Origin of the sequence: uncultured Pluralibacter sp. (assembly GCF_913775985.1) — a bacterium.
Classification (GTDB): domain Bacteria; phylum Pseudomonadota; class Gammaproteobacteria; order Enterobacterales; family Enterobacteriaceae; genus Pluralibacter.
Genome location: NZ_CAJYMB010000119.1, coordinates 1 through 20,562 on the forward strand (window position 1 = coordinate 1; position 20,562 = coordinate 20,562).

The 20,562-nt window shown below is 61.3% G+C and carries 16 protein-coding genes and 1 tRNA gene; 10 read left to right on the forward strand and 7 right to left on the reverse strand.

Features of this window, described 5'->3' with window-relative positions; translation table 11 throughout:
* The 3 genes from QZ766_RS14145 to puuD form a co-directional block, all read right to left on the reverse strand.
* On the reverse strand, positions 1-620 hold a 620-nt coding region (locus tag QZ766_RS14145; protein ID WP_297203013.1), incomplete at its 3' end, for an aldehyde dehydrogenase family protein.
* A 131-nt stretch (positions 621-751) separates the two neighbouring features.
* Positions 752-1,309 carry an HTH-type transcriptional regulator PuuR gene (puuR, locus tag QZ766_RS14150; protein ID WP_297203014.1) on the reverse strand — a complete coding sequence of 186 codons (558 nt, stop codon included), beginning with the start codon at positions 1,307-1,309 and terminating at the stop codon, positions 752-754.
* A 25-nt stretch (positions 1,310-1,334) separates the two neighbouring features.
* Entirely contained in the window at positions 1,335-2,099 is a 765-nt protein-coding gene (gene puuD, locus QZ766_RS14155; protein WP_297203015.1) for a gamma-glutamyl-gamma-aminobutyrate hydrolase, read from the reverse strand.
* 210 nt (positions 2,100-2,309) lie between these two features.
* Between puuD and QZ766_RS14160 the strand changes: the two genes are divergently transcribed.
* The 3 genes from QZ766_RS14160 (at position 2,310) to QZ766_RS14170 (ending at position 5,634) form a co-directional block, all read left to right on the forward strand.
* Complete coding sequence (locus QZ766_RS14160) at positions 2,310-3,728, forward strand: glutamine synthetase family protein (protein WP_297203016.1); 1,419 nt, start codon at positions 2,310-2,312, stop codon at positions 3,726-3,728.
* 338 nt (positions 3,729-4,066) lie between these two features.
* Entirely contained in the window at positions 4,067-5,455 is a 1,389-nt protein-coding gene (locus QZ766_RS14165) for an APC family permease (RefSeq protein ID WP_297203017.1), read from the forward strand.
* A gap of 103 nt (positions 5,456-5,558) precedes the next feature.
* Positions 5,559-5,634: transfer RNA gene (locus QZ766_RS14170), tRNA-Asn, on the forward strand.
* A 447-nt stretch (positions 5,635-6,081) separates the two neighbouring features.
* Here QZ766_RS14170 and QZ766_RS14175 read toward each other — a convergent pair.
* Positions 6,082-7,287: an ABC transporter substrate-binding protein gene (locus QZ766_RS14175; RefSeq protein ID WP_297203018.1), complete on the reverse strand. Its 1,206-nt coding sequence runs from the start codon at positions 7,285-7,287 to the stop codon at positions 6,082-6,084.
* A gap of 675 nt (positions 7,288-7,962) precedes the next feature.
* Here QZ766_RS14175 and QZ766_RS14180 point away from each other — a divergent pair.
* Positions 7,963-8,598 (forward strand): LysE family translocator, encoded by a 636-nt coding sequence (locus QZ766_RS14180; protein WP_297203019.1) that lies wholly within the window; start codon positions 7,963-7,965, stop codon positions 8,596-8,598.
* A gap of 117 nt (positions 8,599-8,715) precedes the next feature.
* Here QZ766_RS14180 and QZ766_RS14185 read toward each other — a convergent pair whose 3' ends face one another.
* On the reverse strand, positions 8,716-10,164 hold the full coding sequence (locus tag QZ766_RS14185) for an AMP nucleosidase (RefSeq protein WP_297203020.1): 1,449 nt from the start codon (positions 10,162-10,164) through the stop codon (positions 8,716-8,718).
* 181 nt (positions 10,165-10,345) lie between these two features.
* On the opposite strand from QZ766_RS14185, the gene QZ766_RS14190 reads away from it, so the two are divergent.
* On the forward strand, positions 10,346-11,533 hold the full coding sequence (locus QZ766_RS14190) for a GTP-binding protein (RefSeq protein ID WP_297203021.1): 1,188 nt from the start codon (positions 10,346-10,348) through the stop codon (positions 11,531-11,533).
* Between the two features lie 2 nt (positions 11,534-11,535).
* Here QZ766_RS14190 and QZ766_RS14195 read toward each other — a convergent pair whose 3' ends face one another.
* A complete protein-coding gene (locus QZ766_RS14195; RefSeq protein WP_297203022.1) occupies positions 11,536-11,775 on the reverse strand; it encodes a hypothetical protein in 240 nt (79 codons plus the stop codon).
* An 88-nt stretch (positions 11,776-11,863) separates the two neighbouring features.
* Between QZ766_RS14195 and QZ766_RS14200 the strand changes: the two genes are divergently transcribed.
* Entirely contained in the window at positions 11,864-12,283 is a 420-nt protein-coding gene (locus QZ766_RS14200) for a TraR/DksA C4-type zinc finger protein (RefSeq protein ID WP_297203023.1), read from the forward strand.
* Between the two features lie 42 nt (positions 12,284-12,325).
* Here the strand turns inward: QZ766_RS14200 and QZ766_RS14205 are convergent, their stop codons facing one another.
* The gene (locus tag QZ766_RS14205; RefSeq protein ID WP_297203024.1) at positions 12,326-15,274 is read right to left on the reverse strand and encodes a salicylate synthase; all 2,949 of its coding nucleotides are present in this window, start codon (positions 15,272-15,274) and stop codon (positions 12,326-12,328) included.
* Between the two features lie 168 nt (positions 15,275-15,442).
* Here QZ766_RS14205 and QZ766_RS14210 point away from each other — a divergent pair, with 168 nt between their 5' ends.
* From QZ766_RS14210 to QZ766_RS14225, 4 genes are all read left to right on the forward strand, one after another.
* Complete coding sequence (locus tag QZ766_RS14210) at positions 15,443-16,984, forward strand: ABC transporter substrate-binding protein (RefSeq protein ID WP_297203025.1); 1,542 nt, start codon at positions 15,443-15,445, stop codon at positions 16,982-16,984.
* Positions 16,981-17,949, forward strand: coding sequence for an ABC transporter permease (locus tag QZ766_RS14215; protein WP_297203026.1), 969 nt, complete (start codon positions 16,981-16,983; stop codon positions 17,947-17,949). Before QZ766_RS14210 ends, QZ766_RS14215 begins: the two co-directional genes overlap by 4 nt.
* Positions 17,949-20,345, forward strand: coding sequence for an ATP-binding cassette domain-containing protein (locus QZ766_RS14220; protein WP_297203027.1), 2,397 nt, complete (start codon positions 17,949-17,951; stop codon positions 20,343-20,345). The genes QZ766_RS14215 and QZ766_RS14220 overlap by 1 nt, the downstream gene beginning before the upstream one ends.
* On the forward strand, positions 20,345-20,562 hold a 218-nt coding region (locus QZ766_RS14225), incomplete at its 3' end, for a thioesterase domain-containing protein (protein WP_297203028.1). The genes QZ766_RS14220 and QZ766_RS14225, both read left to right, overlap by 1 nt.

The window sequence follows — 20,562 nt, forward strand, 5'->3', positions numbered from 1 at the left end:
GCCAGCCCCGCAAGGTAGATGGCGGTCAGGGGCGATTTTTCCGACGGCTTCAGCACCACGCTGTTGCCCGCCGCCAGCGCCGGGCCGAGCTTCCAGCAGGTCAGCAGCAGCGGGAAATTCCAGGGCACTACCGCTGCGACAACCCCAATCGGCTCGCGAACGATCATCGCCAGATCGTTCACGCCGGTGGTGGCGACTTCGCCATATACCTTGTCAATGGCCTCGGCGTACCAGCGGATGGCGCGCGCGCTGCCGGGAATATCATCACGCAGGCTGTGGCGAATGGGCTTGCCGGTGTCGAGCGTCTCCAGCAGCGCCAGCGCCTCGTGATGCTGCTCCATTAACTCTGCCAGCGCGCCGAGTACCGCTTTACGTTTTGCGGGTGCCGCCTGCGACCAGCATCCGCTGTCGAATGCCGAACGCGCCGACGCTACCGCCCGGTCCACGTCGGCTTGTTTACCGCGCGCCACCTGCGCCAGCGGGCGCTGCGCCCAGGGATCGACAGTGGCGAAGGTATCGCCGTCCTGCGCGTCGCAATATTCGCCGTTAATAAATAATCGCGCTTCGGGGGCGGCGCTATCCGCCTTCTGCTGCCAGTGACTCAGTGACCTGAAATCCATGATGACTCCTCTTCTTTCACTCGGATAACGGCCTCTCTGCCGGATTCAGGGTGCAAAAAGCCCCCGGGAAATAAATCCGGTTAAAAGAGCGCCGTTTTAAAATGGCCTGAGGGATTCAGGCCAGGAGACAATCAGAACGTGGTGGGAGTATGGGCACTGATGATGCGGCAGACTCCTGCCGACGGGTTGCTAAAGCTGTGCGGTATGCCGGTGTTGATGGCATAACTCTGCCCTGCAACGAGGTGATAGGTTTGGCCATTAATCGCCAGCACCACTTCACCTTCCAGTATCGTGCCTATCTCTTCACCCTGGTGCTTGATCCGCTCGCCGGTCGTGGTTCCCGGCTGGTACGTCTCAAAGATCATCGCCAGCGTACGATTCGGATTGCCGTTATGTACCAGCTTCATTGAAACACCCTGACTGCCCATCTCAATCAGGTCATCCTGATCGATAACCACCTGCGGTTCGTCAGGTTTTTCCGGGTCCGCAAAGAACTCGGAGAGCGACAGCCCGTAGACTTTCAGCAGCTTTTGCAGGGTGCTGATAGCAGGACTGACTTTGTCCTGTTCTATGGTGCTGATGGCGCTATGCGTTAATCCAGACAGTTCGGCGGCGCGTCGCTGCGAAAGACCCAAATTCTGGCGGATCGCTGACAGACGTTTACCCGGCGCCAGGCCGTCATCGCTCATAGTGGCATTTCCTTAACAGTAGAGGTCAGAGCTGTTGTTTTTCAGTTCGGTAGCTCCGACAGGCGGTGATAAAACCTTCAAGCAACAAACGCGACAGAGCATATTCGCGGCTGTTCCACTCCGGGTGCCACTGCACGCCGAGGGCGAAAGGGTGGTCGTAAACGCTGACCGCTTCCACCAGGCCATCCTGGGCCCGCGCTTCGATCCGCAGCTGCGGACCCAGCGTTTTCGCCCCCTGACCGTGCAAAGAGTTCACCCAGAACGTGTTGCATCCCGGTATCAACTGCGAAATCAGCCCGCCCTGCTGGACCTGCACTTCGTGAGAAGGCGCATACTGCTCTTCAACCGGAAGCTCAGGATCTTCCCTGTGTTCCAGCAGCCGGGGCTCATCGCTCAGGCGACGATACAGAGTCCCGCCGGTGGCGACAACAAGTTCTTGCAGACCCCGGCAAATGGCGAAAATGGGGATGCGCCTTTCGATTCCGGCGGCGATCAGCGCCAGGCTCAACTCATCACGCCCGGGATCGGCGTCAGGCTCATCGCCGTTTTCACCATAAAGGTGCGGCTGCACGTTGCTGGGGCTGCCGGGCAGGAAAATGCCGTCCAGCGTAGGCAGCAGTTCCGCCAGCAAATCCGGCTCCGCCAGCGCGTGGGGCAGCGCTATCGGTAAGCCGCCGGCGTGCAGCACGGCATTCAGGTACTTTTCTTGCAAGGTTTGGGTCTGGTGACCCTTAAGCCTGTTCCTGCACATCACAACACCAATGACTGGCTTGTCAAATATATTGCCCATGATCGACCTCACAGAATGGACTAAATTATTGCCAAACGAATTCATATTGCCCGATATCGTTCAATATTTTATCAATCTAGCAGTGCGATAACGTCTTTGCAAACAGCATTTAACATTTGACAAACATTTAATCTGACGCCATTGTCGAAGTGGTAATTATATTTAACGGTTGGCGCGATCGAGCGCGACCCCACGCAACGGCGGTGAATCATGGAAAGCAATATCCTGGAAGTTGAGAATTTTGTTCAGTTCCCTGAAGAGAGGCGAAGTAGCGGGTTTGCGCGGGAGGTAGAGACGTATCTTGAGCGCTATCCGGAGACCCAGTACGTCGACGTGCTGATCACCGATCTTAACGGCTGCTTCCGCGGCAAGCGCGTGCCGGTTTCCGGCCTGAAGAAAATAGAAAAGGGCTGCTATTTCCCGGCATCGGTATTCGCAATGGATATCCTCGGCAACGTGGTAGAGGAGGCTGGTCTCGGCCAGGAGCTGGGGGAGCCGGACCGCGTTTGCGTCCCGGTACCGGGCACCTTAACCCCCTCTGCCAGCGATCCGGCCGCCATTGCCCAGGTGATGCTGACCATGCTCGATGAAGATGGCGCTCCCTTTGACGTTGAGCCGCGGAACGTGCTTAACCGCCTCTGGCAGCAGCTGCGCCAGCGCGGACTGTTTCCCGTGGTAGCGGTAGAGCTGGAGTTCTATTTACTCGACAGAAAGCGCGACGCCGAGGGTTACCTGCAGCCGCCCTGCGCGCCGGGCACCGACAACCGCAACACCCAGAGCCAGGTCTATTCCGTCGACAACCTTAACCACTTTGCCGACGTGCTGACCGACATCGACGATCTGGCGCGCCTGCAGCTGATCCCGGCGGACGGCGCGGTAGCGGAAGCCTCCCCCGGCCAGTTTGAAATTAACCTCTATCACACCGACAACGTGCTTGATGCCTGCGACGACGCGCTGGCCCTGAAACGGCTGGTGCGCACCGTGGCGGAAAAACATAAAATGCACGCCACCTTTATGGCCAAGCCCTATGAAGAACACGCGGGCAGCGGCATGCACGTTCATATCAGCATTCTCGATCGTAAAGGCAAAAACGTACTGGCGGACGATAATGGCGAAGATTCAGCCACTCTGAAGCGCGCGCTGGCGGGAATGATAGACCTGATGCCGGCCTCTATGGCACTGTTAGCACCCAACGTGAACTCCTACCGTCGCTTTCAGCCGGGCATGTACGTCCCGACCCAGGCATCGTGGGGACACAACAACCGTACCGTTGCGCTGCGTATTCCCTGCGGGGACCGCGACAGCCACCGGGTGGAGTATCGCGTGGCGGGAGCCGACGCCAACCCGTACCTGGTGATGGCGGCGATCCTTGCCGGGATTTTGCACGGGCTGGACAACGATCTGCCCCTGCAGGAAGAGGTGGAAGGTAACGGGCTGGAGCAGGAAGGGGTGCCTTTCCCCATCCGCCAGAGCGACGCGCTGTGGGAGTTCGCCGAAAGCGAGAGTCTGCGCGCCCTGCTGGGCCCGCGCTTCAGCCATATTTATCACGCCTGCAAGCACGACGAGCTGGTGCAGTTTGAGCGGCTCATCACAGACACCGAAATTGAGTGGATGTTGAAAAACGCCTGACGGGCGGTCGGCAGCAGCGTTGAGCATCAATACGGCCTGAGCGGAGCCGGGCCGGCTTTTTTTGCAGGGCAACCTGCCAATTCCTACGTCGCGTAAAGGAGCGCAGGCGACCGCGGAGCCCCGGTTAATTTTTTAAAGTTTGTGGCGAGGAAAGGTAATGATGCACATGTTTAACGACTCCCGCGGCGCGGTCAGCTGCCGTATCGACAACGACGGGCCCGAACGCGCGGCGGCCTCTCTTCTTTTACCTCAGCACTGTCGATTAACCCCCAGGCCAGTCCGGATTGCGCCCGCTGCGCTGAATGTGCAACGCCGTATCTGCATTGGGGGACACCGCGATGGCGACTAACGCTCCCGATAACGCCCCGGCTCCGGGCGAAAAGGCCCAGCTGCGCAAATCCCTCAAGCTCTGGCAGGTGGTGGTGATGGGGCTTGCCTACCTCACGCCGATGACCGTCTTCGATACCTTTGGCATCGTGTCCGGCGTGAGCAACGGCCACGTGCCGGCCTCGTACCTGCTGGCGCTGGCCGGGGTGCTGTTCACCGCCATCAGCTACGGCAAGCTGGTGCGCCAGTTCCCGCAGGCTGGCTCCGCATACACCTACGCCCAAAAGGCCATCAATCCCCACGTCGGCTTTATGGTGGGCTGGTCGTCGCTGCTCGACTACCTGTTCCTGCCGATGATTAACGTGCTGCTGGCGAAAATCTACCTCAGCGCGCTGTTTCCCGGCGTGCCGCCCTGGATCTGGGTTGTCACCTTCGTGGCTATCCTGACCGCCGCCAACCTGAAAAGCGTCAACCTCGTTGCCAACTTTAACGCGCTGTTTGTGCTGGTGCAGGTGGCTATCATCCTGGTCTTTATTTTTCTGGTGGTGCAGGGGCTGCACAAAGGGGAGGGCGTCGGCACCGTCTGGTCGCTGCAGCCGTTTATCAGCCAGAACGCGCACCTGATCCCGATTATCACCGGCGCTACGATTGTCTGCTTCTCGTTTCTCGGTTTCGACGCGGTAACGACCCTGTCGGAAGAGACGCCGGACGCCGCGCGCACCATCCCTAAAGCCATCTTCCTGACCGCGGTGTACGGCGGCCTGATTTTCATCGCCGCCTCCTTCTTTATGCAGCTCTTTTTCCCGGACATCAGCCGCTTTAAAGATCCCGACGCGGCGCTGCCGGAAATTGCCCTCTACGTCGGCGGCAAGCTGTTCCAGTCGATTTTCCTGTGCACCACCTTTGTGAATACCCTGGCTTCCGGACTTGCCTCTCACGCCAGCGTGTCGCGCCTGCTGTACGTGATGGGCCGCGATAACGTGTTCCCGGAAAAATACTTCGGCTACGTGCACCCGAAATGGCGCACCCCGGCGCTGAACGTGATTATGGTCGGCATCGTCGCGCTGTCGGCGCTGTTCTTTGACCTCGTTACCGCCACGGCGCTGATTAACTTCGGGGCGCTGGTGGCCTTTACCTTCGTGAACCTGTCGGTGTTTAACCACTTCTGGCGGCGGGAAGGGCGCAACAAAACCTGGAAAGACAAGGTTCACTACCTGATCCTGCCGCTGATTGGCGCCGCCACCGTTGCCGTGCTGTGGGTTAATCTGGAGATAACCTCCCTGACGCTGGGGCTGGTGTGGGCCGCGGCGGGCGTGCTGTACCTTGGCTATCTCACCCGGCGTTTTCGCCAGCCGCCGCCGGTGTTTGACGCCAGTAAGGCGGAGCGCGTCTGGGAGTGATTTTTGCGCATCCTGGAGAAGAAATCAGCAAACGATTTAAAATGTGAAATCAGCCTTTGACAAGGCCGGGGCGCCCCGATAATATGCGCCCCGTTCACACGATTCCTCTGTAGTTCAGTCGGTAGAACGGCGGACTGTTAATCCGTATGTCACTGGTTCGAGTCCAGTCAGAGGAGCCAAATTTAAAAAAGCCTGCTTTCGAGCGGGCTTTTTGCTTTTCGACGGATTTTTCTCATTTGTCAATGCCGGCACGCTGCACCGCACTTCGGCTCTCAACAACCGTTATCCCTCGCCAGCTCATGCGCTCTGAACATACCTGCGCAACCGCGTACTTATACCGCCTGTCCCTGAGACGCCTGCCCCAGAATCCACTGCCAGCGAGAAGCCATTTTCTATTCCTTTATGTCAAAGGGGCTGCTATCGCCTTTGCAATGGCAAATAGAGCGTCTGACGCAGGAATAAGTTATCTTGTTCAGGTGCGGTACGATTCACTCACTGCCGTTGCTTAAATAAATATCAGCGTCAGGCAATATCGCGCAGGCGATATTTACCGCCTGCGCGCGTGTCATTTAGCGCTCCCGAAAGCACCATATCTTAGCGTTAAGGGAATGCTAATTCCTCTGGTCTTAATAAATCGGACCTTCCGGCTCGGGCTGGGCAACGATGTCGTCAGCAGAGAGTCCTTCGAGCTGCAGCAGCTCCGGATCCCGCAGCGGTGACTCGCCCTGCACCGGCCCAAAGATTTTCTCCATGTGCGCGCGCAGTTCGGCAACGTGCTGGCGGTTGGTCATCCAGCGGGTGAAGTCGTGCACGTCGACGTTTTTCAGCGACTCCAGCGGCGGCAGACCTTTCGGGGTGCCTACGTCAGCGCGCGAGCGCCATCCGCCGTAGCTTGACTGGAACTCTGCCGAGCTGAGGAAGGAGAGCAGCAGTTTGGCAGTATCAGGATGCTTCGCCACTTTGAAAATCGCCGCCCGCTGGTTCCAGACGATAAACGGCTCATCCTTAGGCACGTAAAACGCGGCCGGGTGGGGACTGTCGGTGTTGTAGCCGGTCAGGTTACCCACCGAGCCCGCCGCGTCAGTGCCGACGGATGCGGCAGGCGCCGCGGTGCCGCGCAGGAATCTTGGATGCTGCGCCGCCAGCGCCTCAAGGTATTTCTGCCCGTAGCGCTGCTCAATTTTGTCGTACACGTACAGCACCGCGTCGTCATCCTGCGGATAGGTCAGCACCAGCTTGTCCTTAAACTCGGGGCGAAGATAGTCGGCATAGCGCTTAGGATATTGGCTTTCGGGCAGACGATCCGAGGCGTAGGTCGGCACGAAGGTGTTGTTATAGGCCGTAATATAAGCTCCGTCAGGATCGGCGTAGCCCGGCTTCTGCTGGTAAAAACCGATCGGTTTATAGTCCAGCAGCTGCCCGCGGCTTTTCCACTTGTCGAAGTCAAAAGTGGTTTGCAGGATGGCGACGTCCGGCGTCAGGGTGCCTGATTCCAGCTGCCGGTCGATGCGCAGATCGTGGAACTTGGAGAGATCCACCGTCACATCCAGCTTCACACCCGGGAAGCGTTTTTCAAAGGCACTTTTCACCCAGTCCATCTGGTTGGGCGCATCGCCGCCGGCCCACAGCACCACCGTGCCGCCTTCCTTCAGCGAGCGGGCATACAGCGCGGCAAGCTGTTGTGTTTCATTCGGAAGGACCAGCGTGGCGCCGGCGGTTTGCGGCCCCAGCAGCGGTCCCGCTGCGGTATTTCCCGCCGCTTTACTGGCAAACGCCGACGTGGAGAAAAGCAGAATTAACGCGGCTACCGCCGGCTTCATTTGCAAAGTCATATCTATTCCCCTGTTGAAAATAAGCATTAAGTGAATGATGAAATTAATAAGGTGAATATTTGTAAGGTCTTGAGGTAAAGCTGAAATACAAAATTGATGCTATCACATAATAATTATTTAGCATGGCTCAGTTTGTGAAAATAGCGTCAGTGTTTTTATAAATAAGATATTCCGCAGGGTAATGTAGAGGGATGAAAAGGTGGCTGAAAAATAAGGTCAATTAACATATAAATAACATCAAGTGCAATTTTTTAACAGCTAATACTCTGTTGTCAGGAAACAATAATCCTGGCGCGGTCTGAAAAATGATGCTCAACTTCCCGATCTCAAGCTCATAATCAGCATTTTTACATGCGCCATTAAGCAAAATGAATCGCCACTGACAGAGCCATCGGCGATTCGAAAGTAACTCCACTCCTGCAGGCAATCATCTCACCGGGCCAGATATCCAATGAGCGATCAAAAATGACTATCGAAATATTTTATTGTTAATTGACAATATTTTTCATAAGTCAAATACTTGTTACATTACGGATGTTCAACATTCTTTCAAAATTTTACAATAAATAATAACTAAAATAATCATATGTATACCTGACCAGCGGTCAGCGATTTATGGAAGTAGCGAATACGCATAGTTCTATTTTGCCGCCGCGCCGTCATCAGCAATAACAAATGAAGGCAATTAACATGTTTTATGCGGTTTTAATCTATATCATGGCAGTAATCAGCCCGGGGCCCAATTTTATTCTGGTGAGCCGTTTTTCAGCTTTCGGTACGATCGGAACAGGTCTGTCGGTAACGCTGGGAATATGTACCGTTGGAGCCTGCTTTTCAACCCTGTCACTGTTAGGCTTATCCAGTATTATTCACGTTTTCCCGCCATTCGTTCAGATCTCAGTTTTGCTGGGGTCGCTCTACCTGCTTTATATCGCCTGGAAGATTTTGCTGGGAACAACAGGGCGCAGAAAGGTTGTCTCTGAAGAAGAAAATTCCGATATTGCTCCGCTCGCCGGGCGCGGTGCTGCATTCCGCGCAGGTGCGCTGACGAATATTTTTAACATGAAGACCATTGCCTTTATGATCGGTATTTATTCAGGATTTCTTGCAGTACCGCGCACCGCTTTTGAGCAGTTTTTGGTCGTGCTAATGTGTAGCTCATTAGAATTTCTCTGGTACGCTTTTGTGGTTGTTGTATTTTCCCGGCCTGCAATAAAAACACTATTCTATCGTTACGGAAAAGGGATAGATCGCGGACTGGCTATTTTTTTAATATTATTTGCGATGCAAAATATTTATTCTTTGTATTAGACGGCGTTGTACTTTTATCGTTAGTAATCATCACGACTATTTCCCATGCTATGACTCTTGCTCATTATTTAGCGTTAAATAGTAACGGGGGCGGCCTTACCGCCCCGCGTATTTCACTTACCTGAACGGCGGCTCGTTGAAGGTGCGCAGTTTGCGCGAGTGCAGCTTATCGCCCTCGGCACGCAGCAGGTCGATGGCGCGAATGCCAATCTGCAGGTGCTCGGAAATCGCGCCTTCGTAAAAGCGGTTCGCCTGGCCCGGTAGCTTAATCTCCCCGTGCAGCGGCTTGTCGGACACGCACAGCAGCGTGCCGTAAGGTACCCGGAAGCGGTAACCCTGAGCGGCGATGGTGGCGCTTTCCATATCAATGGCCACCGCGCGGCTTAAGTTAAAGCGCAGGGCCGACGCGGAGTAGCGCAGCTCCCAGTTGCGGTCGTCGGTGGTGACTACCGTCCCGGTGCGCAGGCGGTGCTTCACCTCTTCCCCCGGCATACCGCTCACCAGTTTGGTGGCGTCGTACAGCGCGCGCTGCACTTCGGCGATGCTCGGGATCGGAATATCCGGCGGCAGCACCGCATCGAGCACGTGATCGTCACGCAGGTAAGCGTGCGCCAGCACGTAGTCGCCGATGCTCTGGCTTTCGCGCAGGCCGCCGCAGTGGCCAATCATCAGCCACGCGTCCGGGCGCAGCACCGCCAGATGATCGCAGATGTTCTTGGCGTTAGCCGGGCCGACGCCGATGTTAATCAGCGTAATGCCGCGCCCGTCTTTATCGATCAGGTGCCAGGCGGGCATCTGGTGCTTTTTCCACGCCAGATCGGAGATCAGCGTCTCCGGCGCCTGGGTTTCTGCGGTGATCACTGCGCCGCCGGCGCAGGCCAGCGCCACGTACGGGCTGTCGGTATCGAGGATCTGGCTGCATCCCCAGCTGACGAACTCGTCCACGTAGCGGGTGTAGTTGGTAAACAGCACGAACGGCTGAAAGTGCTCCACCGCGGTGCCGGTGTAGTGGCGCAGCCGCGCCAGCGAGAAATCCACCCGGCGCGCGTCGAAGTGCGACAGCGGATAGAACTCGGTAGGGTGGAACAGGCCGTCGGCGGTTTCATCGCCAATCTGCGCCAGCTCGGTGGTCGGGAAGTGGCGGGTCAGGCCGCTACTCATGGAGCGGTCGAGGGTCAGGCCGTCAATCACGTACGGGTAGGGGATCTCGTGCTGCGAGCGCGATACGGTGATTTGCGCGCCGTAGTCCTGATACAGCGACGTCAGCTGCTGCAGCAGATAGTTGCCGAACAGCGCGGGCTGGGTGACGGTAGTGGTGTAGCAGCCCGAGTGGGTGAAGCGTCCCCAGGCGCGGGTCTTCAGCGCGCTGTGGGCCTCGCCGTCCCAGGAAACCGACAGGGACGGATAGACAAACAGCCCCTCGGCGCGGGCCCCGGCGTCCGGCAGCTCGCCGGTATCAATATAGCGTCCAATCGCCTCGCGCAGGGCGCTGACGGATTGGTTATACAGCGTTTCCAGCTGTGCAAGTGCCTGCTCCGGCGTCAGGCCGGTTATTGTCGTATGCATGATGTGCTCCTTGTCTCAGCTCTACTGCTGCGTTGCATAGTATGTCACAGCATTGTGAAACAAAAGATACAGAGAAGAAGGGGCGGGGATAAAACGCCCGCGCGGCGTCCGGTTGAATTGATTTTTGTTATGCTATAACATCTTCCGCCACTGTTCTGTCCCTGCGTTCTCCGGAGTAAACATGGCGCGCGTGCCCCTCACGATTTTGAACGGTTTTCTCGGTGCGGGAAAAACGACGCTGCTGAAAAGCCTGCTGACGCAGGCGCACCAGCAGCAGCTTGCGGTGGCGGTGATCGTCAACGACATGAGCGACCTGGACGTGGACGGCGTGCTGATTGCCAATACCGAAATCGTCAGCCGCAGCGCCCATAACTTTGTCACCATTTCCGCCGACAGCATCAGCAGCCCCGGCGGCATTCTCAAGCTGGATGCCGCGCTGAAAACGCTGCTCGCCCACCGCCAGCCGGCGCATATCCTGCTGGAAACCAGCGGCAGCAGCCATCCGCTGCCGCTGGTGAAGTATCTGCGCGACCACCCGCAGGTTAGCCTGCGCGGCCTGCTGAATCTGGTGGACGGCGCGGCGCTGGCGGGGGATTTTGACGACGGACAGGCGCTTCTTGCGCGCTGGCAGCGCAACCTGCAGGCGCAAGAGCGCGGAACCGAGAACCTGCTCGCCGAGCAGATCCTGTTCTGCAGCCACCTGGTGTTGACCAAAACCGATCGCCTGCGCGAGGCCAACCTGTCCGGGATGGCGCAGGCGCTGCAGCAGATCAATCCCTACGTGTCGGTATCGGCGATCTCCCGCGGCAACCTGCCGCTGGCGGATGTGCTCGAGCTGCCGGAATACGATTTTCACCGGGTGGCGATGCTGATTGACGAACTGGAAGCGGATGTGGTGGCCGACGCGGCCGGCAGCATTGAATCCCGGGTCATTGAGGACGACAGGCCGTTTCATCCCCGCCGGCTGTGGGACACCTGCCACCGCTTTCTCGGCACCGGCATTCACCGCAGCAAAGGCTTTTTCTGGCTGCCGGGCCGCGACGATCTGGCGCTGCTGTGGAACCAGGCGGCGGGCAGCATCAATCTGGACGTGGTGAGCTTCTGGAAAGCGGGGGTGCTGGAACACGACGACTCGGGGCTGACGGCGGAAGAGAAGGAAACGCTGCGCCAGCAGATGCTCCAGCAGTGGCCGGGGCGCTTCGGCGACCGGCGCTGCCGCCTGACGGTGATCGGCGAGCGTGCCGACGTGGATCCGTTTGTTGAGGCGCTGACGCGCTGCTTTCTCACCGAGGAAGAGATCCGCCGCTGGGCCGCCGGCGGCACCTTTGACGATCCGTGGCCGGTGCGCATGGCCAAACTGGCGCGCTGAGCCTAGCGCCCCATGCTGCGCAGCTGGGTGCAGAACGGACAGTTGCAGCCGTTAACCGATACCGCGTTGCACAGTCCGGGCTGAATATTTTTTGTGTCCAGAGTATGGAAGGTGGCAAAAGCAAAGCTGGCTCTGGCCGCCGTATCGCTGTTGACCGAGGGTTCTGAGGGAATTTTAGAGGTAAAAGCCTGTGCTTTTGCCGCACAGAGAGAGAGCACCAGCAGTGGGATTTTTTGTTTCATTGAGCCATCCTCGCCAAAGCAGTAAGACCAGAGTGTATGTAATATCGTAATATTACTCCGTCTGGGCCTATTAGTGAACGGGTAAACTATGAAAAAATTATCAGCAGAAGAGAAAAAAGCCATCCTGGCGATGCCGCCTGAGGCCTACATGAATGAGGAGCAGCAGGCCTTTTTCCTGCAGCTTTTAAAGGAGGAACGCGCGACGCTGCTGGAGCACATTGAAGAGTTAAAAGAGCAGCTCCAGCCCGCCAACGAGACCGGGGACGAAGGGGATATCGCCTCCCGGGAAGAGCATCTGCGGATGCTGCTGCGCCAGATCGATCGCGAAAGCCGCCTGCTGCCGAAATTCGACGCCGCGCTGCTGCGTCTGCGCAACGGCGACTACGGCTACTGCATGGAGAGCGGCGAGCCCATCGGCCTCGAGCGCCTGATGCTGCGCCCGACCGCCGAGCTGAGCTTCGACGCCAAAATCAAGCAGGAGATGAAAGAGGGGCACTTTCGCAAATAAGCGCCCGGGCAGCGCGGCATGCTGCGCTGCCCGGGTACGGCTTTACTCGCCCTTCACCACAAACCGGCTTACGCTCTGTAACTTCTCCACCGTCTCCTCCAGCTCGCGAAGCGGATCCGACTGATCGATAATCCCCGCGCCCGCCTGCAGCGAATAGCCACCGTCCCGCTGGTAGAGCGAGCGCAAGACCAGCGCCGCGTCCAGCTCGCCGCTGCTGCTGAGGGTAAACACGCTGCCGCTATAGGCCCCGCGCGGAGCGGGCTCCAGCCGGGCAATAGCTTCAATCGCCGGCGCTTTCGGGATCCCTGAGGCGGTAACCGCCGGGAACAGTGCCGCGAAGGCCTGCCAGCGGCTGGCATCCGGGCGCAGTTGGCCTTTCACCCGGGAGGCGAGGTGCTGCACGCTGCCGCGCAGGGAGACCGACATAAAGTCGCTGACGTGGGTTGAATCCGGGGTACAGAGCGGGGCCAGCTCCTCGAATGCCAGCTTTACCGACACCGCGTGCTCGGCAATCTCTTTAGTATCGCCGGTGAGCACCGCCCGCAGCCGCAGGTTCTCGGCCTCGTCGCCGGTCAGGGCACGGGTGCCCGCCAGCGGCTGGGTGCTGACCGCGCCGTCCGACGACACTTCCACCACCGTCTCCGGGCTGAAGCCGATAAAGCGCTCGTCGCCCAGGCTGACGATGAAGGAGCGGGCGGGGGTGTTGTTCTGGCGTCCCAAATGATAGCTCGCCAGCAGATCCACCGGCTGGGGCAGGGCGATGCGACGGGAGAGGATCACCTTCTGATAATCGCCGCGGCGGATCTCCGCCACCGCCGTTGCCACCCGCTGCCGGTAGTCGTCAGCACCCTGCGCGCGAATCTCCCGCGCCAGAGTCTGCTGCCACCCGTCGTCAAGCTGCGCGGCGTGCGCCGGGCGATCCCCATCCCCCAGCCGGGCTACCAGCCCCGGCAAATCCTGCGGATCGCGGGTTGAAATGCGGGCGCTGCCCTGTGCAAGAGTCAGCGTTTCCCGCGGGACAAACAGCCTCAACAGCGGCGTGCTGTCATCGCTAAGCGGCAGATTATGGATTAGGCCCGACAGCTCAAAGCGGCTGGTGCCGAACGCCTGCCAGCGGGCGAAGGGCAGGGCGTCCAGCGCCTGCTGCAAATTATCCAGCCACTGCGGGCCGCTCCAGCGGCGGGGCGGCTTGCCGTCAAGGGCCAGCTCGGCCCGGTCGGCATACAGGATTATCTCTGCCGCAGGGCCGATCCCCACGTGCCAGCACCCGTCACGCTCGTAGGCCAGATGGCACGCCCGCTCGTTTACCAGCAGGTGATAGACGACGTCCAGCGGCGCATTCTGCAGCGCAATTTCGCGCATTTCGCCGCTGCTCTCAGCCCGTTCGTCCAGCGCTGTGCTCTGCGCCCGTGCGGCCAGCGCCGCCAGTTGGCGCTTGTCGATTTTTCCTACCGCCGTCAGCGGCCAGCGATTAACCGGCAGCAGCTGGTCCGGCAGCTTGTGGGCGCTCAGCCCCTGCTGCAGCAAGACGCCGCGCAGATCGGCCAGGGTTGCCGCACCGTCGCCTTGCACGCAGGCGCAGATGCGCTCCCCAAGCCGCAGGTCGGCTACGCCCACCACAATACAGCTCGCCACTCCCGGGCAGGCAGTAATCAGAGACTCAATCTCCGCGCAGGCAATTTTTTCCCCGGCGCGGTTAATCAGCTCTTTCAGGCGGCCCTCCACCACCAGATTACCCTCCGGCGTCAGGCGCACCACGTCGCCGGAACGGTAAAAGGCATCCGGCGTGAACGCCAGCGCGTTTTGGGCTTCTGCGCGGTAGTAGCCGCCGATGGTATAGGGGCCGTGAGTCAGCAGCTCCCCGGATTCGCCTGCGGCCACCGGCCTGTCGTCGCCGTCGACGATGCGCAACTGGTCATCCGGGGAAATAGGCCGCCCCTGTGTATGAAGAATAACCGCCTGCGGATCGTCGAGCCGGGTGCAGCAGATAAGCCCTTCCGCCATGCCGAACACCTGCTGCAGCCGACAGCCGAACGCCGGTTCGACCTTCGCCGCCAGCGCGCTATCCAGCCGTGCGCCCCCGACCTGAATCAGGGCCAGGCTGGCGAGATCGCTGTCGTCCCACTCCCGGCACGCCAGCCACAGATTTACCAGCGGCGGCACCAGCGCGGTAAAAGTTACCTTCTCCTGCTCAATTAGCGGGAAGATTTCGTCGCAGCCGGAGGTGTAGGCCAGCACCGTTTTACCGCCGCTTAGCAGCGTGCCGAGCACGCCGGGGCAGGAGAGCGTGAAGTTGTGCGCCACCGCAAGCGTCGCCAGATAGACGCTCCGGGCCGACAGTCCGCAGATCTCTGCCATCCTCCGGGCGTTGTAGGCGTAGTCCGCGTGGGTGCGCGGGATCAGCTTCGGCGTGCCGGTGGTGCCGCCGGAAATCAGCAGCAGGGCGATGTCTTCCGCGTCCGGCGCCGGAAACGCGCGCGCCGGCTGCTGCCAGGCGGCCATCAGCGGATCGTCCCGGGTAATTTGCCAGCGCTGCATCTGCGGATGGCTGACGGCCATTGCCTCAGCCAGCGCCGCGTAATCGTTCCCGAGGTAGCTATCCGGGTAGAGCCACGCCGCCGGCTGCGCCACCGCGCACAGGGCGTCAATATCGCTCTGCTTCTGGCCGGGCATAGTCAGCACCGGGCGGGCGCCCAGGCGGAACAGCGCAAACAGCGAGGCCACCAGCGCGATGGTATTCGGCAGCTGCAGCAGCACGTTATCTCCCGCCGCGATGCCCCGGGCGTACATCCCCGCCGCGATTCTGTCGGCCAGCGCGTCAAGCTCCGCGTAGCTCAGCCGCACTTCTTCAGCCACCAGCGCGGTACTGTCCGGCTGCGTCCGGGCCCGGTCGCGCAGCAGCTCCCCGAGCGGTCGGCTGTCCCAGTAGCCTTTCTCGCGGTACTGCAGGCGCTCGTTCTCACTCCACGCGGCGTAAGGGTGTTGTGTCATCAGGATCTCCTTGCTGGAAAAGGGGCAACATGTTTCGCCGCGCGGTTATGCGCGGCAATGAGAATGATTATCAATGGTAACAAATGTGAGTGTGATGATATAACGTATGCGATAATGAGTGCTGAAAAAAATTCCATCACCGCATCCATACACAAATGAGGCAGGAGAATGCACCAGGGATTAACCAGAAGAACGCTCATCAAAGCAATGGGCATTGGCGCAGGCATGGCTGTGGGCGGGAGTTTCTCGCCGCTGGCCTGGGCCGACGAGCAACCGGTCAGGGGCGGAGTGCTGCGCGCGGCGTTTGCCGGTTCCGCCAGCGACTCTACCAGCGTGCTGAATTCCACCACCAGCAACCTGGCTTACGTGCGTGCGCGCATCGTCTGGGATTCCCTGGCGGAAATTGATAACGACCGCATCGTCTGGCGACTGATGACCTCCGCCGAGCCGAACACCGACGCCACCGAATGGACGCTGAAAATCCGCCCGGGCGTCACCTTCAGCAGCGGGCGCGCCCTGAGCGCAAAAGATGTCTTTTTCAGCCTCAAGGTCTGGAAAAGCCAGCCGGGCAGCCAGAGCGGCTGGCTCAAGCCGCTCGATCTCGCCGCCTCGCAGGTGGTGGATGGCGAAACACTGCGCCTGAAGCTGAATAAACCGGTAGGCTCCTTTGACCTGCTGCTGGCCCAGTCAATATTTATCATCCCCGAGGGCACCACCGATCTGGCTAACGCTCCCGGCAGCGGCCCCTACGTGTTGAAAAGCTGGTCGCCGGAAAAAAGTATCCTGCAGGCGCGCCGCGACTACTGGGATGCCGCGCGCGGCGGCCCGTGGCTCGACGAAATCCAGCTGTTCGCCATCAGCGACGCCGCCGCGCGCCTCAACGGCGTCAAGGCCGGACAGTTTGACTACGCCGGCGGCATGGCGCTGCTTACCGCCCGGGCAGAGAAGGGCAATCCGGGGCTGCACCTGTGGCACTCCGCCAGCAATGAAATGAGCAACCTCGCCTTCAGCATGAACCTGAGCAAAGCGCCGTTTAACCGTCCGGAAGTGGTCGAGGCGCTGAAATATGCCATCGATCGCGAAACGATGGTGCGCGCCGTCACCATGGGCTTCGGCGAGGTGGCCAACGATGCGCTGGGGGCAGGGCAGCCGTGGTTCAACGCCGGGCTGCCGATCAGGCATTACGATCCGGAAAAAGCCAAAAGTCTGCTCAAGCGCGCCGGGCTGGCGGACGTTGAGGCGGCGATCCGCACCAGCGACTACGAGTACGGCACTGCCGAAAGTGCCACCCTGCTGCTGCGGCAGGCCAAAGCCGGCGGCTTTAACCTGCGCCTCAACCGCATTCCCGCCCAGGACTACTACAGCGATTTCAGTCTGCTGCTCAATACGCCGCTGCAAACCAACCTCTATCGGCCGATGCCGCTGCCGGTAGCGCTGCCGTTCTATTACGGCTCAGGCGCGCCGTGGCCCTTTACCGGCCCGGCTACTCCGGCGCTGGATAATTTAATGAATGCGATGCAGGCGGCCCGGGGCGACGCCCTGCGCGCGCGGGTCGCCGACGTTCAGCAGTGGCTGTGGCAGCAGGGCGGCGACGCCATTTTCGCCCGCATTCCGTCGGTGGCTGCCTCAACCCCTGCGGTGGTCGGCGTACGCGGCGCGGGCTTCTTTGACTACCCGCTGCTGCGCGATGCCTGGCTGCGCCGGTCATGATCCTGCGCGCGACCCTCAGGCCGCTGCTGTGGCGAGCGGCGCAGGCTGTAGCCACTCTGTGGTTGCTGTCGCTGATTATTTTCAGCGCGCTGTCCCTGTCAAAGGGCGATGCCGCGACCGCCCGGCTGGCGGGCGGCGGTACACCCGCGCAGGTGGCGGTGCTGCGCGCCGAGCTGGAGCTCGATAAGCCGCTGCTGGTGCGCTACGGACGGTGGATCGGCGGAATTATTCAGGGCGACTGGGGAAAAAGCGCTCTCAGCGGTCGCCCGGTCAGCGCGCTGCTGGCCGAGCGCGGCGGCTACTCGCTGGCGCTGGGGGCCACCGCCAGCCTGACGCTGGTGGTGCTGGCCTTTGTCGCGGGTATCGGCTGCGGCCTGCACCCCGGCAGCGCGGCGGATCGGCTGATCGGCACGGTTTCGCTGGTGCTGGTGGCGCTGCCGGAGTTTGTTACCGGCACGCTGCTGATCCTGCTGTTTGCCCTGACGCTGCGCTGGCTACCCGCACTGTCGCTGATTAATGATGCCCGCCCGCTGTGGGCGCAGTGGCCGCTGTTTATTCTGCCGGTGCTGACCCTGCTGAGCGTGTGCCTGGCGCAGAATATCCGCCTGATTCGCGCCGGCGTCATTCGCGCCTCGGCCTCCGCGGCCTGCGAATCCGCCAGGCTCAACGGCCTGCCCGAAGCAAAAGTGATCCTGCACTGGATAATGCCGGAAGTGCTGAGCTACGCCCTGCCGGTGCTGGCGCGCTACATCACTTACCTCTTTGGTGGGGCGCTGATCGCCGAAACCCTGTTCGGCTGGCCCGGGCTGGCGGCAGCGCTGCTTAACGCCACGCTCGCGCGGGACACGCCGGTGGTGATGGGTATAGCGATGGTGATTTGCTGCCTGACGGTGCTGCTCAACGCGCTGGTGGACGGCTTCACCGCGCTGTTTGCGCCGGCAGCCCGGCGGGGAGCGGTGTCCTGATGCGTAAAACTCAGTGGGCGGCGGCAGCGCTTTTTGTGCTGGCGGTCATTATTACGCTCGCAGGCCCGTGGCTGGCGCCTTACGCCGTGGATGAAATCCGCGACATGCCCTTTGCCGCGCCCCAGTCCGGACTACCGGCGGGCAGCGACTATCTCGGCCAGGACGTGCTGAGTCGGGTGCTGAGCGGCGGGCAAATGCTGGTGCTGCTGGCCTTTGCCGCGGTGGCGCTGGCGTGGCTTGTCGGCGGGCTGCTGGGGATCGCTGCCGTCCTGCGCGGCGGCTGGGCGGATCGGCTGCTGCTGGCTGCGGCTGATATCGTGCTCAGCGTGCCCGGCCTGCTGCTGCTGACTCTGATAGTGATGCTCACCGGTAGCGGCTACCGGGCGGCGGTCGCGGCGGCAGTGCTGGTTTCTCTGCCGGATATTTTTCGTCTGACCCGCGCCGCCACCCTGCAGCAGCTGCAGCAGGACTATATCGAAACTGCCCGCTGCCGGGGGGAAACTCCGCTGGCGCTGGCCCTGCGCGAAATCGCCCCGAACCTGCTGCCGCTGCTGCGCGCCGATATCGGCATCCGCCTGCTCAGCGCCATCTTCATTCTCGCCACCGCCAGCTTCCTCGGCCTCGGCGCTGCCCAACCGGGGGTGGACTGGGGGTTAATGATCATGGAAAACCGTCAGGGGCTGATACTGCAGCCCTGGGCAACGCTGCTGCCCGTGGCGGCGATTCTGCTGGTGCTGATCCCGCTGAATGCCTGGCTGGACGGGGTGAGCCTGACCCCGCGCCGCCGCAGGCGCGCCGCCGCGGCTGAAATCTCTTTATCGCCGCCACTACAGGATGACGCGGTGCTGTGCGTGGCGGGTCTGACGCTGCAGCTGCCCGGGCAGACGCTGCTGCGCGACGTTACTCTGACCCTGCATCCGGGAGAGATTGTCGCGCTGGCGGGCGCTTCGGGCAGCGGCAAAAGTACCCTGCTGCGGGCCGTGCTGGGGGCCTACCCGCTCCGGGCTTCGTCCTTGTCGGGAGCGGTCTGGCTCGCCGGCGAGCCGCTGTTGCGCCTGACGCCCCGCGCGCTGCGCCGGTTGCGCAGCCGCCGCGCGGGCTTTGTGCCGCAGGATCCGCGCCAGGCGCTGCTGCCTTCTCAGACCCTCGGCGCCTGCCTGCGGCTTATCGGCGACAGCCGGGGCATCAGCCCCGGCGAGCGTGAGGCGCAGGTGCGGGAACACTTTCGCGAGCTGGGCCTGCCCGACGACGAGGCCTTTCTGCGCCGCTATCCCCACGAGCTTTCCGGCGGCCAGCGGCAGAGGGTAATGGTCACCGCGGCGATGCTCGGCTTCCCGGCGCTGCTGGTAATGGACGAGCCTACCAGCGCGCTGGATGCCGTCGGCACCCGGACGCTGATGGATTGGGTTGCCGGCACCGCCCGCAGCCGCGGTACGGCGGTGCTTTTTGTTGCGCACGATCTGCCCCAGGCCAGCCACATCGCCGATCGGATCGCGGTAATGGACGGCGGGGCGCTGGTGGAGCAGCAGCCGACGGCGCGCTTTTTACAGCAGCCCATGAGCAGCGCGGGCCGCCAGCTGATCGCCGCCTGGCAGCCCGCGCCGCTGTGCCCGCCCGCCGCTGGCGCCGCGCCGCCGCTGCTGGCTGCAGAAGCGCTCACCGCGCACCACCGCCGCCAGACGGTTCTGGGCCCGGTACAGCTGGCGCTGGCGCCCGGCGAGATTTTAACGGTTACAGGGCGCTCCGGCAGCGGCAAAACCACGCTGCTGCGCACCCTGGCGGGCCTGCACGGACAGGGTAGCGGTAGTCTGCTGCTGCAGGGCCGGCCTCTGCCGCGGTCCCTGCACGCCCGGGGCCGGGCGCAAAAGCGGATGATGCAGTACGTGCCGCAAAACCCTGCCAGCTCCCTGAATCCGTTTTATTCGGTCAGGGCGCTGCTCGCGCGCCCGCTGCGCCTGTGCCTGCCCGAGCTTGATGCCGGGCAGCGCCGGGCGCGCATCGCGCAGGCTCTGCAGGACGTGGGGCTTGACGCCAGCCTGCTGGCGCGCCGCGCCGCGAGCCTTTCCGGCGGGCAGCAGCAGCGGGTGGCGCTGGCCTGCGCCTTGATAACCCGGCCGGCACTGCTGCTGTGCGATGAAGTGACCAGCGCGCTGGACGGCCCGTCGCGTCTGGAGATCGTGCGCCTGCTGCAGCGCCTCCAGCAGCGTTACGGCTTTGCCCTATTGCTGGTCACCCACGATTTAACCCTGCCGGCCTGGCTCGGCGGGATGCTGGCCGTTATCGATGACGGTAAGGTCGTCGAACGCGGAAGCGCCGCCGCGCTGCTGGCGAATCCCGAACATCCGGTCACCCGCCAGCTGGTGGACGCCGCCCGACTGACACCTGGAGCTTTTTAATGAGCTGGATCCGCACCCTGGCCGGAACCTCTGAACCCGGCCTGAAACTGTTTTGTCTGCCCCACGCCGGGGGTAATCCCGCGCTGTATCGCGGCTGGCGGGCGCAGCTGCCGCCCGATATTGAACTGAACCTTGTCTGCTATCCCGGACGCCTCGACCGCTGGCAGGAGCCGATGCCCGATCCCCTCTCCGGGCTTGCCCGGGAAGTGGCAACTGC

Bases quoted from the DNA above. Each gene is read 5' to 3' on its own strand.
- puuR (WP_297203014.1), bottom strand. From the start codon at position 1,309: ATGAGCGATGACGGCCTGGCGCCGGGTAAACGTCTGTCAGCGATCCGC.
- puuD (WP_297203015.1), bottom strand. From the start codon at position 2,099: ATGGGCAATATATTTGACAAGCCAGTCATTGGTGTTGTGATGTGCAGG.
- QZ766_RS14160 (WP_297203016.1), top strand. From the start codon at position 2,310: ATGGAAAGCAATATCCTGGAAGTTGAGAATTTTGTTCAGTTCCCTGAA.
- QZ766_RS14165 (WP_297203017.1), top strand. From the start codon at position 4,067: ATGGCGACTAACGCTCCCGATAACGCCCCGGCTCCGGGCGAAAAGGCC.
- QZ766_RS14175 (WP_297203018.1), bottom strand. From the start codon at position 7,287: ATGACTTTGCAAATGAAGCCGGCGGTAGCCGCGTTAATTCTGCTTTTC.
- QZ766_RS14180 (WP_297203019.1), top strand. From the start codon at position 7,963: ATGAAGGCAATTAACATGTTTTATGCGGTTTTAATCTATATCATGGCA.
- QZ766_RS14185 (WP_297203020.1), bottom strand. From the start codon at position 10,164: ATGCATACGACAATAACCGGCCTGACGCCGGAGCAGGCACTTGCACAG.
- QZ766_RS14190 (WP_297203021.1), top strand. From the start codon at position 10,346: ATGGCGCGCGTGCCCCTCACGATTTTGAACGGTTTTCTCGGTGCGGGA.
- QZ766_RS14195 (WP_297203022.1), bottom strand. From the start codon at position 11,775: ATGAAACAAAAAATCCCACTGCTGGTGCTCTCTCTCTGTGCGGCAAAA.
- QZ766_RS14200 (WP_297203023.1), top strand. From the start codon at position 11,864: ATGAAAAAATTATCAGCAGAAGAGAAAAAAGCCATCCTGGCGATGCCG.
- QZ766_RS14205 (WP_297203024.1), bottom strand. From the start codon at position 15,274: ATGACACAACACCCTTACGCCGCGTGGAGTGAGAACGAGCGCCTGCAG.
- QZ766_RS14210 (WP_297203025.1), top strand. From the start codon at position 15,443: ATGCACCAGGGATTAACCAGAAGAACGCTCATCAAAGCAATGGGCATT.
- QZ766_RS14215 (WP_297203026.1), top strand. From the start codon at position 16,981: ATGATCCTGCGCGCGACCCTCAGGCCGCTGCTGTGGCGAGCGGCGCAG.
- QZ766_RS14220 (WP_297203027.1), top strand. From the start codon at position 17,949: ATGCGTAAAACTCAGTGGGCGGCGGCAGCGCTTTTTGTGCTGGCGGTC.